The sequence below is a fragment of the Algoriphagus chordae genome (assembly GCF_003254055.1).
Taxonomy (GTDB): Bacteria; Bacteroidota; Bacteroidia; order Cytophagales; family Cyclobacteriaceae; genus Algoriphagus; species Algoriphagus chordae.
The window spans coordinates 29,288-42,501 of record NZ_QKZT01000002.1 but is presented as its reverse complement, the minus strand read 5'-3'; the positions used below and the strand labels follow the sequence as shown (position 1 = coordinate 42,501).

The window sequence follows — 13,214 nt, the reverse complement described above, 5'->3', positions numbered from 1 at the left end:
TAGCTAATGTAGTTTATTGACTGCGTCCGATCCTTTTTTAGTTCGAAGCACGATTACAATTAGAAACAAAAAAGCCCGACTTCAAATAAATGAAGTCGGGCTTTGAAATATAGAATATGTTTGACTAGTCTTTATAACAAACTTTCTTGATTGCATCTACGGTTCTCTTCACATTTGGCAAAGTAGCTTCAATGTAAGTAGGAGAGTAACTCAAAGGAATGTCCATGGAGTTTACACGTATCACTGGAGAATCTAGGTAATCAAAGGCATAACGCTGGAAGTGATAAGTCAATTCAGATGAAATACCTGCAATTGGGTTAGCTTCCTCTACGATGACTACACGATTGGTTTTCTTTACAGATTCCACGCATGTAGCATAATCGATAGGTCTCACTGTACGAAGATCAATGACTTCAGCTTCGATGCCTTCTTTTGCCATTTCTTCGGCAGCTTGAAGTGCAACTTTCATCATTTTCCCGAAGGAAATCACAGTAACGTCTTTTCCTTTTCTTTTCACATCAGCTACTCCAATAGGAAGTAAATACTCTCCCTCAGGCACTTCGCCTTTGTCACCATACATCACTTCTGATTCCATGAAAATCACTGGATCAGGGTCACGAATGGCGGCCTTCAATAAGCCTTTAGCATCATAAGGATTGCAAGGAACGATCACCTTCAGACCTGGGGTATTAGCAAACCAGTTTTCGAAATTAGACGAGTGCGTAGCACCCAGCTGACCAGCATTACCAGTCGGACCTCTGAAAACTACAGGTACACTATATGCTCCACCAGACATAGCAAGCATCTTAGCTGCAGAGTTGATGATCTGATCAATAGCTACCAAAGAGAAGTTGAAGGTCATGAACTCGACGATAGGCTTGAGGCCATTCATCGCAGCACCAACAGCCAGCCCAGAGAAACCAAGCTCAGCGATAGGAGTGTCATATACACGGTCTGGACCAAACTCATCCAGCATCCCTTGGGATACTTTGTAGGCTCCGTTGTATTCAGCGACTTCTTCGCCCATCAAAAAAACGTCTTTATCGCGTCTCATTTCTTCGGACAATGCCTCTCGGAGGGCTTCACGAAACTGTATTTCTCTCATTAGTTTATGACTAAAATTTGGCTCGTAAAAATAGAAAGGAATTGGCCAAAACCAAAAATTAAGGCCGTTTAATCCCTGATTGTTTAGCCCAAGTACACTGTTTTTGAATTAACGAACTCTAAAATCCCATATCTGCTCAATTCTCTGCCGAATCCAGATTTCTTCACTCCCCCAAAAGGGAGGTGTGGATTGGAGGCTACCATGGAGTTTATGAAGACTGCACCACTTTCAATTTGGCTTGCCAAGTGTTCGGCTTTTTCCTTGTCTTCGGACCATATAGATGCGCCTAATCCAAACTCAGAATCATTGGCTAATGCGATAGCATCCTCCTGGTTTTTCACTTTGAAAATAGTTGCTACAGGTCCAAAAAGCTCTTCATAGTAAGCTGGAGCTGTGGTGGGAATGTCCGCTAAAATCGCAGGTTGAAATAAAGCCGAGCCTTCTTCTGATTTCTCTCCTCCGTAAAGTAAGGTGGCACCAGCCTTGATAGATTTGTCCACTTGTTTGTACAGTTCCTCTGCCAAGTCCGCTCTTGCCATGCAGGCGAAATCAGAATCTTCATCCATTGGATCTCCTTGTTTCAGATTTCTGAAATGCTCAACAAATAGTGCGAGGAATTCCTCATACACATCCTCCTCGATGATAAATCTCTTGGCAGCAATACAGCTTTGACCGAAGTTGAGCATTCTGGATTTCACGGCTGTTTCAGCTGCTTTTTTAATGTTAGCATCTTTAAGGACGATGAATGGATCAGAGCCTCCCAGTTCGAGCAAAGATTTTTTTATCTGTTTTCCTGCAGCCGCTGCGATTGATGCACCAGCTTTTTCACTACCGGTGAGTGTGACAGCCTTGATCCTATCGTCTTCGATCAGTTTGGTAGTCGTTTTTGAATCAATCAAAAGACTCTGGAAAGTTCCCGCAGGAAAACCCGCGAGTGTAAAAACTTCCTCGATTGCCAAGGAGCACTGAGGGACATTCGAAGCGTGTTTCAACAGGCCTACGTTTCCGGCCATCAAGGTCGGGGCAGCGAAGCGGAATACCTGCCAAAATGGAAAATTCCAAGGCATCACGGCCAGGATAATTCCAAGTGGTTGATGGATAACCTTCGCTTTTTTGCTATCTGGCAATTCTATGGGTTCAGCCTTAAGAAAGTCTGCGGCCCTCTCTGCATAGTATTCGCATACCCAAGCACATTTGTCTACCTCGGCGAGAGATTCTTTGAGTACTTTTCCCATCTCCAAAGAAATAATTCGGGCGTATTTATCTCGGTTGTCTTTCAGTACCCTTGCGGCATTGTTCATCAACTCCGCTCTTTTTGCAAAATCTGTTTCCTTCCACATCGAAAGCGCAACTGATCCTGCGCTTAGCTTTTCCTCAATTTCTTTTCCAGTCAATGGATGAAATTCAGCTAGTAATTCTCCTGAATATGGGTTGATTGATTTGATAAGTGTCATTTTTCTATGGGTTTTCCTGCTTCCTGCCAAGCCTCGATTCCTCCGTCCAAAGAATAGAGATGAGTAAATCCTGCTGCCTTCATTGCAGCAGAGGCATCTCCAGAACGTATACCTGTTTTGCAATAGAGTAGGTAGGTTCTGTTTTTTGGTAGCTTGGCAATCTCAGTTTTGAAATTGTCATTTTTATAATCAAGATTTATCGCGCCTTGAATGTGTCCATCAGCCATTTCGTCTGGGGTACGCACATCGATTACTCGTACAGCGCCTTTGTTTTTCATTAATCCTTCAAAATCTGCCGCACTAAGCGCTTTGACTTCGGAAGTTTGAGCCTGGCTAAAGTCGATTTTGAAGAAAGCGAGCGTTAGTAGAATGAAAAGAAATTTTTGAAGTTTCATGGTTTATGAGTTTGATGTGAAATATTGCTGATCCATATTGAAATGAAAATTTAGCAAGATTAAGTTCAAATGCCTACCAAGATCGCTCTCATCTCAGATTCTCATAGTTATATAGATAGCAAAACGCTTTCCTACTTAAAAGAAGTAGATGAGATTTGGCATGCAGGTGATATTGGGAGTTTTGAGGTAATGGATGCTTTACCCGCGGGGAAACCTGTACGGGCAGTTTTTGGGAATATTGATGATAAGTCAATGCAGCAATCTTATCCTGAGTGGCAGGAATTCATGCTAGACGGAGTGAAGGTGCTGATGACACACATCGGGGGCAAACCTCCCCGCTACGCTACGGGCATCAAAGCTAAAATCAAAGAATCTGCTCCTAATCTTTTCATTTGTGGGCACTCACATATTTGCAAGGTGGAATTCGATAAGGCGGTAAACTGTCTGTACATGAATCCAGGAGCCATAGGTCAGCATGGTTTTCATGTGATGCGAACGATGTTGCTTTTTGATTTGGACGCGGGGCAAATAAAAAATCTCCGAGTGGTGGAATTGGGGAAGAGGGGGAAGGTTTTGTGAGTAGTTAGTTGTGAAAAGTGAGAAATGGTTTCAGTTTACAGTCACAGTGGTCAGTCACAGTTTACAGTCACAGTGAGCAGTTCTCTAGTTTAGGTGATTGTAAGAGGTGAGATGTGAAAAGTGAGAGGTGCTCTTAGTCTTCAGTTGCAGTGGTTGGTAGGACAGTGTCCTGTTTTCTTAGTGTATGTATGTAAGAGGTAAGAAGTGAGAGGTGAGATGTGAAAAGTTAAAGGTGCCCTTAGTCTGGATGCGTATCGGGATCGGTCTCAGCTACAACAGTGGTCAGTCGCAGTGAGCAGTTCTTTAGTTTAGTTGATTATAAGAGGTGAGAAGTGAGAAGTGAGAAGTGAGAAGTGAAAAGTGAGAGGTGTCGAAGATCGAGGGATAAAATTAAAGTCCAGCTTCTGGAGAAGCAGGACAACTACGAGGATTTCTTTTTGTAAGAGACTCCGGTTTTACTGATTACTTTTCCTGTTCTAAAAAACCAAAATCCCCCTTACCCTTTAAAAGAGGGGGAACTACCCTGTTTTAAAATAACTTCAGTAGTAACGAACAGCGCTCTCTGCGAAACAGTCTGCGACCTCCTCGCAGTTATAAAAAAAAATAAACGAAAAAAGGCGATCAAATGACCGCCTTCTATGTTTTTGCTGAAATAAATATTATTTCGCGAAAGACTTCTTAAGCTCTTCAACGTCCACGTTTCTGATTACAGGCTGAGCAGACAATTGCTTGATCTTAATCACACGTGTGGTCTGAGTTTGTCTTTTTCTTTTAAGCTTTCTCTTCAGTGTAGTAACTGCCATGGTCGTATATTTTTAATAGTATTGTTTCGAAACGAGTCGCAAAAGTAAATAAAGATTTCTTTTTAGCCTAAATTAATTTGGGATTTAATTCTTTGACTTCCACCATTTCAAGGGGCGTTTCCTTTTTTTTGAATAAATTTGGCAGCTAATCACCAAAAAACAAGCTATGCAAAAGCCAAGTCTGCCAAAAGGAACCAGAGATTTTGGAACCATTCAGATGGCCAGAAGAAATTATATTCTCGATTCTATCAAAGGTACTTTTCAACTTTTTGGCTTCAATCAGATAGAGACTCCTGCGATGGAGAACCTCAATACACTGACTGGGAAATATGGTGATGAGGGAGATCAACTGCTTTTTAAGATTTTGAATAGTGGTGATTACCTGAAGAATGTAGGGGAAGTGGATCTGCAAAATGGCTACAAACAAACTTTGCCTAAAGTCTCTGAAAAAGGCCTCCGTTACGACCTAACTGTTCCCTTTGCTCGCTTTGTCGTGATGAATCGAAATGATTTGACATTTCCTTTCAAGCGTTTTCAGATTCAACCTGTCTGGCGTGCGGATCGCCCGCAAAAGGGCAGATATCGAGAGTTTTATCAATGTGATGCAGATGTGGTAGGGACGGATAGCTTGCTTTGCGAAGCAGAAATTATCCTGATGATCAGAGCTGTTTTTGAAAAATTGAAACTGAAGGATTACAGCATCAAACTGAATAACCGAAAGATTCTGACTGGGATTTCTGAGGCAATTGGTGAAGCTGGAAAAGAAGCACCACTTTGCGTAGCTATAGATAAGCTAGACAAAATAGGTTGGGAGAAAGTCAAGGAAGAATTGAGCGAGCGAGGCTTTGCGGCTGATTCTATAGAGAAATTAGCTCCGCTTGTGAAGTTGGAAGCTGACCAAGCAGGGAAGCTGAGTTTCCTGAAGGAATTCCTTGCTACGAGTGAGATTGGACTTCAGGGAGTAACTGAGTTGGAGGAAGTATTTGAGATCTTGACAGGAATGGGTGAAAATCTGGACTTTGTAGATTTGGATATCATGCTGGCTCGTGGACTTTCGTATTATACAGGAGCGATTTTCGAGGTTAAAGTGAACCATGTCTCCATTGGATCCGTCAGTGGTGGTGGTCGATATGATAATTTGACTGAAAATTTCGGACTTAAGGAGAAGATGTCTGGAGTTGGTTTTTCCTTTGGAGTAGATCGCTTGTACGATGTGTTGGAGGAGCTAGACTTATTTCCAGATGACAGTATCCAAAGCACCAAAGTTTTGTTGACTCACTTTGATCAGAAAGCATTTGTCTACGCTTTGAGTTTATTGAAGAAGTTTAGAGCAGCTGGAATCAAGGCAGAGCTTTATCCTGATCTGACTAAAATGAAAAAGCAACTTGACTTTGCTTCCAAGAAAGCTATTCCGTTTGTTGGGATTTGTGGTGATTCAGAAATTGAAGCAAATGAAATAGCCTTGAAAAATCTAGAGACTGGGGCTCAAGAAAGCCTAAGTTTGGAGGAAGCAATCGAGCGATTAAAGTAAATTGGAAATCATAATCTGTGACAAGATCTTAATACAAAAAATATGTTTGATATAATGGGCATGATGGGCAAAGTGAAAGAAGCCCAAGCAAAAATTAAAGAAACGCAGGCTAAACTGGTGTATCTAACTGCAACAGGTGAATCTGGAGCAGGCATGGTGAAAGTGACTGTGAATGGTGATAGAAAAGTGGTGAGCTTAGAGTTTGACGACTCACTTCTCTCACCAAAGGATAAGGAGATGCTAAGCGATTTGATCGTGGCGGCTACCAATATTGCGATGACTGCTATCGAGGTAAAAATCAAAGCTGAGATGAAATCCGCTACGGAAGGCATGATTCCAAATATCCCTGGAATGGATCTGGGTGGAATGTTTGGTTGAGACCGAGTCTGTCATAGAAAGATGGGTTTGAGGCAAGATATCTGACCGTAGAATAATTAAAATCACATGAAATCCTGTGCCATCGTCATACTGAATTACAATGGGGAAGAAATGCTAAAGACATTTCTTCCCTCTGTTTGTATGCATAGTCAGTTTGATCTATGGGTAGTAGATAATGCGAGTACTGATGCTTCGATTGATTTTTTAGACACCAACTATCCTCAGATTCAGCAAATCAAACTGACAGAGAATTTTGGATACGCTGGTGGTTATACCGAAGGGCTTGCACAGATCCAAGGCCAATACGATTACTACATTCTGTTGAATTCTGATGTGGAGGTGAGCGCAGGTTGGGATTCGGTTCTCATTGATTGGATGGAAGCTCAGCCTGATTATGCAGCTCTTCAACCCAAAATCCTATCCTGGAAATCCAAAGACACATTTGACTATGCAGGTGCTGGTGGAGGGTTTTTGGATGCTTACGGCTATCCTTATTGTAGAGGTAGGATTTGGGATAGCATAGAGAAAGACCAAGGGAGCTACAATGATACGATTGATGTGGATTGGGCTTCAGGTGCCTGTATGGTTGTAAGAGCTACAGTTTTCCATGAATTGTCGGGATTTGACTCAGATTTTTTTGCGCATATGGAGGAGATAGATCTTTGCTGGCGCATGCGGAAGTCAGGCTGGAAAATAGCATATAATGGTTCAGTGGAGGTGTATCATCTTGGAGGAGCTACCTTGGATAGGGCCAGTCCTAAGAAAATGTACCTGAATATCCGAAATAGCCTGAGCATGATTTATAAGAATGAGACTTCCTCAAGGTTTTTCAGGATATTTCTGGTCAAATCTTTGTTAGAGCATCTGGCCGCGATGAGTTTTGTGAGTCAGGGCAAAAAGGAGTTTTCGAAAGCAGTACTAGATGCTTATCGAGATTTTAGATTGAAAAAGAATTCTATTGAGAAATTCCAGCCAAACTTGGATGGAAGAATAGAGGTGAAAAGACAGGGGAAAGTGAAACTAGTCTTTTGGAATTGGAAGGTATTAGGTAAAAAGAGCTATGATCAGCTTTAATCAAAAAGTACTGGGTTGTTCTTTTTTCTAAAGAACTTTCTAATTTTCATTGTCATTGCCATACTCACATATAAGATCACTGGTGAGCCCATCGTAACGAATGAGGCATATATAAAGAATAAACGAATGCTGTCGATAGGGAAGTTGAGCTTTTCACCTAAGCGTGAGCAAACCCCAAAGGCTCTCTCTTCAAAGAATATTTTCAGCTTTTCCATGGTAATAGGTGAGTTCGTTGCGGTAAATTTAAGAAAAAAGTCTCGTGAATTAATAAATAAGAATGTTAGATCAATTGTTTAAGAAAAATCCTGTTTTGTTTTTAATGCTTTTATTGCCACTACTTTGCAGTTCAATAATGGTGCCCGAAACTGATTTTTTGAAAGATTCCAAAGTGATTCCGGGCAAGCTTGAGTTCTTTAGAGATTCGGTTCGATTTGAAGTGAAAGGCAGTATTCCTATCGAATCTGCCTTTAGCCCGAGAAACCCCACCGTCAAGTTACTTCTAAAGTCATCGGAGAATTCTATGCTTTTTGAAGAGCTGGAGTTGACCAAGAATGTGGCTGAATATTCTTACAATCAATCTTTCATTCTAGCATACGAGCCTTGGATGGAAGGGGCCTATTTGGAAGCTCAGTTTTTTCAGGGCAAAAAAGAACAACTGGAGCCCCATCAGAAAAAGATTCTTGCCCGAGGGGTTATTACCACGCCACTGCTGGCGAAAATTGGTAATGTTAATCCTGATGAGCCCATCCCGCAAGTAGGACTATTTATTTCTACAGGAGCCATGGATACAGACCTCTCCCGATCCAGAGAGTTCTTGATCAAGTTTAATACAGGATCTTCAGCTATAAAGATGACTGCTGCAAATGAGCAGGCTATTGCAGACTTGAAAGCATTTTTGACTGAAAACTCAACGGTATTGTCCTTTAGGATCACGGGGACTCAATCTCCTGAAAGTTCCGAAGGGCGCAGCAGCAAACTGGGAATGGATAGGGCGGAAGCAGTGAAGCGTATGCTGGAAGGGGCCAATGTTTCTCTCAGAGATAGCCTAACTGAAATAAAATCTAGATGGAATGATTGGTTTGATTTCCGGCTTCAATTACGAGAATATGAAAAGCTCTCTACGCAGCGGAAAGATCAGTATTATGCTGTCTTGCTAGACGGATCGGATTATCAGACCCAAACCCAAGCATTAAAGAAGATTTCAGGTTTCAATCAGGTAGCCAATGATTTATTTCCGAACCTTAGAGCTGCTAAAATTGAAGTGGTAGCGAAGCCGCTTCCAGGTCTTAACCAAGCGCAAACTGCTTTGTTGCAAAAGGCGCTCAATGAAAATACGGCAAATTCTGATTTAGATTTAGCTGATTGGGCGATTGCTGGTGAGGCATCTCCAAGACTCGAGGATAAAGCTAAGATATACAGTAAAATGACCGAGTTATTCAGCTCTGTGATTCCTTATAATAATTTGGCAGTAGTAAAGATGCGACTCGCTCAGCGAACGCTAGATCAAGTGACAAAGGATTTGCTTTGGAAAGAGGCGAATGCTCTGCTTTACCAAGCATCCAAAATAGCCACAGATCCCTATGTGTTACATAATCAAGGGCAGATTCTGGTGTTGCAAGGAAAAACCTGGGATGCGTATAAAAAACTCTCCGATGCCTCAGTCTTGACACGGAATCAGGATTTTTTGAAATACAATGAAAGTTTGAGAGGGGCTTTGGATATCATGAGGGGTGATTACAAGCTGGCTACTTTACGTTTTGAATACCCTTATTCCGAGCCAAAGGATTTTTTCAATAAAGGATTGGCCTATTTTCTAGCGGATGATTATGGCAATGCTAGCTTGTCCTTTGAGGAGTCAGTAATGGTAGGGAGGAATTATGGTTATGGCTTTTATGGCTTGGCTATGATAGCTGCAGAGAGTGGACAAACGGAAGTTGCCTTGTTGCAATTGGATAAGGCAATCCACGCGAGTGAATTAATTTATCAGAAAGCTTTGGTGGATCCGATATTTGAAGAAATCAGATCCTCTGAAGAATTTTTTCAAATATTTAGACCTTCCGTTACCAATAATGAAAAATAAGTAACAGTTTTTTAATAATTCACCTAATTAGGTAAGTAATTATTGCAAAATAGGATTATTTCAATTTTGGGGTAAAGTCAGCAAAAACAGTAATATAATGCTGTAATTGATGTAAAAGGTGCGAATTAGTGCAATCAGCCTAAAAAATTTCCAAATTTAATTTTAGCGTTTGCGTTTGAATTTTGTTTTAGAATCTTTAACATTGATACTTTAGTACAATTATGTAACCCAAAATATTTGCCTATGACCTATTCTACTTAGAAGAAGTGCGCCCTCACCCAGGCATCTTCCGATGCTCTCAAACCTAAAGGTTTCTCAATGTTGGTTTTTAAAAAAGCCGCGGTATAGCTGCAAAAATATCCTGGAGTTCAGGAGATAACCCCTGTAGTTGTTTTGAGCAAGATCGCAATCGATTGCGACAACATATTACAAAGACAAGTTTTTGAAATTAATCTTGTTACCCAATCTATCTATGTTTATGAAAAATATTTACAAAAATCTAAGTGCATTACTAGTGCTCTTAGTCCTAACTGGTGCGGCTGCCTTTGCGCAAAAAACCGTTACTGGTACTGTGCTGGACGAGTATGATACTGGATTGCCTGGTGTGACTATTCTAGTCAAAGGAACCACGACTGGTACAGCCACGGATATTGACGGGAAATTCTCTATTAATGTGCCGAATGATCAGGCCGTTTTAGTTTTTTCCTTTATTGGTTATTCTGCAGTTGAACAACCTGTAGGAAACAGAAGTATCATCGATGTTAAATTGGCTCCTGACGAAAGGACTCTTACTGAGATGGTAGTAACTGGTTATACGATTGATAGCCGAAGAGAAACAACCGGTGCGATTGCCACCGTAGATCCCAAAGATCTGTCAGTAATACCTACTGGTAATATCGAGCAGACGCTTCAAGGTCGTGTGTCTGGTGTGACTGTAGTGACAAACGGACAGCCTGGTACTTCTTCTATTGTGCGTATTCGTGGTTTCGGAGCCTTTGGAGGTAATGAGCCACTGTATGTAGTGGACGGTGTACCGGTAGGAACAACTGATTTCCTTAACCCAGATGATATCGAATCAACTACAGTATTGAAAGATGCTGCAGCTGCTTCTATTTATGGTGCGAGAGCAGCGAACGGTGTAATTATTTACACTACCAAAAGAGGAAGAAGAGGCGATCAGAAATTAAGAGTTGATGTTAATGCTATGTTTGGTGCTACTGATCCAGGCAAAGGCTTGGATATGATGAATCCTCAGGATTATGCAACATACACTTGGTTGGCTGAAACAAACCAAGCAGCTGTGGATAATGAAGCTCCTGATTATTCGCATCCTCAGTTTGGTAATGGGACTACACCAGTTATGCCTTACTATATAAGCCAAATTTCCCAAGCATCTAATGGTGACCTTTCTAACATTTATGGACAGCCAGGTCCGTTATCTGCAGCTGAACTTGAACAGCAGAGTGCTTGGTATAATGTGGATAGAACTAAAGGTGATGTTTACCAACTTACGCGTGCAGCTACAGGCGAAGGAACTGATTGGTACGATGCAGTAACTAGAACTGCACCAATCCAAAGATATTCATTGGGTGTCAATGGAGGTTCTGAGACGAGCCGCTTCTATGTAGGTTTAGGATATCAAGATCAGCAAGGTATTCTTTTAAATAATAGTTTAAAGCGTATGACTTTCAGAGCTAACTCTGAATTTGATGTGACCAGCAAAATTAGAATTGGTGAAAACTTCCAAGGTACATACCGTCAGGTATTAGGCCAAGGTGGTGGAAGCGGAGGACAAGGTGTTTCTCAGGATGAGAACCAAATTTTAGGTGCCTTCAGAATGCCAAGTATAATCCCACTCACTGATGAGTTTGGAGGATATGCAGGTACAGCGGCATCAGGATTTAATAATCCAAGAAACCCAGTAGCTGAAAGAGATGCCTTGGTGGATAACAGGAACTTTAGTGCAAATGCTTTCGGTAATGTCTATGTTGAAGTAGAACCGATAGAGGATTTGGTATTCCGTTCATCTATTGGTATCAATTATGCTAACTTCTACAGTTGGGGTTATTCAAGACTTCAATATGAAAATGCGGAGAACAACTCTGCATTCGGATACAATGAAGGTGGTGGATTCAACTTTGGATATACTTTCACTAATACTGTAAACTGGAAAAAGCAGTTCAATAAACATTCCTTTGATGTTCTTTTAGGCCAGGAATCATTGAACACTGGCTCTGGTAGAAATATGGGTGCTAGTGGTCAGAATCCATTCTCTACGGATCCAGATTACATCACGATTTCAAACTTGCCAGTTTCCACTAGACAGGTGAATTCAGGTCAATACAAAGGTGTTAACTTCCTATCCCTATTTGCTAGAGTAAATTACGCCTACAATGACAAGTACCTATTTAGTGGTGTTGTCAGAAGAGACGGTTCTTCTAGATTTGGTGAAAACAACCGTTATGGTGTATTCCCTGCATTCTCTGCAGCATGGAGAATTTCTTCTGAAGGGTTCCTCTCTGGAGCTACTTGGATGGATGATTTGAAGATCCGTGGTGGTTGGGGTCAAATGGGTAACTCCAATAACGTAGATCCTAATAACCAATATTCATTATTTGGTGGTGATGTCGGTGGATCTTCTTATGATATCAACGGTAGCGGAACTTCAGCTATTATCGGTTTTAGAAGAACAAGATTAGGTAACCCTGATGCAAAATGGGAAACTGCTGAAACTGTAAACATTGGTTTTGACGGTACGTTCTTCAACGGTCGATTAGATGTGATTGTGGATTTCTGGAAAAAAGACACCAAAGATCTTTTATTCCAATTGCCAGTTACAGAAACCGCTGGATATAATGCTACTCCTCCTTCAGTGAATATCGGTAAGATGCTTAATCAGGGTATTGACTTCCAAGTAGTGACTAGAGGTAATCTTTCAAGTGCATTCACTTATGAAGTAAATGTGACTGGTGGATTCTTGAAAAATGAGATCACTTATTTGGCTGATGATGTGCAGTACATCACATCAGGAAATGCAAACCCTAGTTATAGAGGTATTCAGCCAATTAGAAACCAACTGAATAGGCCTCTTTCTTCTTTCTTCGGATATGAAGTAGAAGGGTTATTTAGTTCTAATGAAGATGTAACTGGCCACGCTACTCAAGAAGGAGCTGCTCCAGGTCGATTCAAATTTAGAGACATAGATGGCGATGGTGAAATTACTACTGCTGACAGAACATACTTAGGATCTCCAGTTCCTGATTTTACAGGTGGTGTAAACTTTACTTTAGGATTCAAAAACTTTGACTTCTCTATGTACTGGTATACTTCTCTTGGAAATGAAGTATGGAATCAATCAAGATGGTTTACTGATTTCTACTCTACATTCGAAGGAGCTGCAATTTCTGAGCGTTTGAAAGATGCTTGGACACCTCAAAATTTGGGTGCAGAGATTCCAATTGTAGAGAAGGCTGCAAACTTTTCAACATCAAACGTGGGTAGCTCATTCTATGTTGAAAATGGTTCGTATTTGAGATTGCAAAACGTAACGCTAGGTTATACTATGCCAGCTACTCTTCTTGAGAGATGGAAATTAGAAAAGCTAAGAGTTTTTGCTTCTGCGAATAACTTGTTTACAGTTACAGGTTATTCTGGTTTGGATCCTGCTGTAGGTGGTAATGCTGACTTAACATTTGGTGTTGATGTTGGAAACTACCCTACTACTAGAGGATATACCTTCGGTGTAAATCTTAGCTTTTAATTCTAAGTAGTCGAAAAAGACAATCTAATTATAGAACTATAATTGAGACAAAAAT

Annotated in this window: 11 protein-coding genes; 6 read left to right on the top strand and 5 right to left on the bottom strand. The window is 41.0% G+C overall.

Annotation, left to right across the window (positions count from 1 at the left end; translation table 11 throughout):
* Positions 1-124 precede the first annotated feature (124 nt).
* From LV85_RS02115 to LV85_RS02105, 3 genes are all read right to left on the bottom strand, one after another.
* Positions 125-1,105, bottom strand: coding sequence for a pyruvate dehydrogenase complex E1 component subunit beta (locus tag LV85_RS02115; RefSeq protein WP_111316551.1), 981 nt, complete (start codon positions 1,103-1,105; stop codon positions 125-127).
* An 83-nt stretch (positions 1,106-1,188) separates the two neighbouring features.
* Positions 1,189-2,559 (bottom strand): NAD-dependent succinate-semialdehyde dehydrogenase, encoded by a 1,371-nt coding sequence (locus LV85_RS02110; RefSeq protein ID WP_111316550.1) that lies wholly within the window; start codon positions 2,557-2,559, stop codon positions 1,189-1,191.
* On the bottom strand, positions 2,556-2,954 hold the full coding sequence (locus tag LV85_RS02105) for a rhodanese-like domain-containing protein (protein WP_111316549.1): 399 nt from the start codon (positions 2,952-2,954) through the stop codon (positions 2,556-2,558). The genes LV85_RS02110 and LV85_RS02105 overlap by 4 nt, the downstream gene beginning before the upstream one ends.
* A 69-nt stretch (positions 2,955-3,023) precedes the next feature.
* Here LV85_RS02105 and LV85_RS02100 point away from each other — a divergent pair, with 69 nt between their 5' ends.
* Positions 3,024-3,533: a metallophosphoesterase family protein gene (locus LV85_RS02100; RefSeq protein WP_111316548.1), complete on the top strand. Its 510-nt coding sequence runs from the start codon at positions 3,024-3,026 to the stop codon at positions 3,531-3,533.
* A 659-nt stretch (positions 3,534-4,192) separates the two neighbouring features.
* Here the strand turns inward: LV85_RS02100 and LV85_RS22145 are convergent.
* Positions 4,193-4,336 (bottom strand): hypothetical protein, encoded by a 144-nt coding sequence (locus LV85_RS22145; RefSeq protein ID WP_170125596.1) that lies wholly within the window; start codon positions 4,334-4,336, stop codon positions 4,193-4,195.
* A gap of 166 nt (positions 4,337-4,502) precedes the next feature.
* Between LV85_RS22145 and hisS the strand changes: the two genes are divergently transcribed.
* The 3 genes from hisS (at position 4,503) to LV85_RS02085 (ending at position 7,319) form a co-directional block, all read left to right on the top strand.
* On the top strand, positions 4,503-5,867 hold the full coding sequence (hisS, locus tag LV85_RS02095; RefSeq protein ID WP_111316547.1) for a histidine--tRNA ligase: 1,365 nt from the start codon (positions 4,503-4,505) through the stop codon (positions 5,865-5,867).
* A gap of 42 nt (positions 5,868-5,909) precedes the next feature.
* Complete coding sequence (locus LV85_RS02090) at positions 5,910-6,245, top strand: YbaB/EbfC family nucleoid-associated protein (protein ID WP_111316546.1); 336 nt, start codon at positions 5,910-5,912, stop codon at positions 6,243-6,245.
* A 66-nt stretch (positions 6,246-6,311) separates the two neighbouring features.
* Positions 6,312-7,319: a glycosyltransferase family 2 protein gene (locus tag LV85_RS02085; RefSeq protein ID WP_111316545.1), complete on the top strand. Its 1,008-nt coding sequence runs from the start codon at positions 6,312-6,314 to the stop codon at positions 7,317-7,319.
* Here LV85_RS02085 and LV85_RS02080 read toward each other — a convergent pair.
* Positions 7,316-7,534 carry a PspC domain-containing protein gene (locus tag LV85_RS02080; protein ID WP_091695064.1) on the bottom strand — a complete coding sequence of 73 codons (219 nt, stop codon included), beginning with the start codon at positions 7,532-7,534 and terminating at the stop codon, positions 7,316-7,318. The genes LV85_RS02085 and LV85_RS02080 overlap by 4 nt on opposite strands.
* 104 nt (positions 7,535-7,638) lie before the next feature.
* Here LV85_RS02080 and LV85_RS02075 point away from each other — a divergent pair, with 104 nt between their 5' ends.
* Both LV85_RS02075 and LV85_RS02070 read left to right on the top strand, forming a co-directional pair.
* Positions 7,639-9,399, top strand: a complete 1,761-nt coding sequence (locus LV85_RS02075; RefSeq protein ID WP_211318365.1) for an OmpA family protein — start codon at positions 7,639-7,641, stop codon at positions 9,397-9,399.
* A 472-nt stretch (positions 9,400-9,871) separates the two neighbouring features.
* Entirely contained in the window at positions 9,872-13,159 is a 3,288-nt protein-coding gene (locus LV85_RS02070; RefSeq protein WP_111316543.1) for a SusC/RagA family TonB-linked outer membrane protein, read from the top strand.
* Positions 13,160-13,214 lie beyond the last annotated feature (55 nt).

Coding starts and splice junctions, on each gene's coding strand:
- LV85_RS02115 (WP_111316551.1), bottom strand. CDS start 1,105: ATGAGAGAAATACAGTTTCGTGAAGCCCTCCGAGAGGCATTGTCCGAA.
- LV85_RS02110 (WP_111316550.1), bottom strand. CDS start 2,559: ATGACACTTATCAAATCAATCAACCCATATTCAGGAGAATTACTAGCT.
- LV85_RS02105 (WP_111316549.1), bottom strand. CDS start 2,954: ATGAAACTTCAAAAATTTCTTTTCATTCTACTAACGCTCGCTTTCTTC.
- LV85_RS02100 (WP_111316548.1), top strand. CDS start 3,024: ATGCCTACCAAGATCGCTCTCATCTCAGATTCTCATAGTTATATAGAT.
- LV85_RS22145 (WP_170125596.1), bottom strand. CDS start 4,336: ATGGCAGTTACTACACTGAAGAGAAAGCTTAAAAGAAAAAGACAAACT.
- hisS (WP_111316547.1), top strand. CDS start 4,503: ATGCAAAAGCCAAGTCTGCCAAAAGGAACCAGAGATTTTGGAACCATT.
- LV85_RS02090 (WP_111316546.1), top strand. CDS start 5,910: ATGTTTGATATAATGGGCATGATGGGCAAAGTGAAAGAAGCCCAAGCA.
- LV85_RS02085 (WP_111316545.1), top strand. CDS start 6,312: ATGAAATCCTGTGCCATCGTCATACTGAATTACAATGGGGAAGAAATG.
- LV85_RS02080 (WP_091695064.1), bottom strand. CDS start 7,534: ATGGAAAAGCTGAAAATATTCTTTGAAGAGAGAGCCTTTGGGGTTTGC.
- LV85_RS02075 (WP_211318365.1), top strand. CDS start 7,639: ATGCTTTTATTGCCACTACTTTGCAGTTCAATAATGGTGCCCGAAACT.
- LV85_RS02070 (WP_111316543.1), top strand. CDS start 9,872: ATGTTTATGAAAAATATTTACAAAAATCTAAGTGCATTACTAGTGCTC.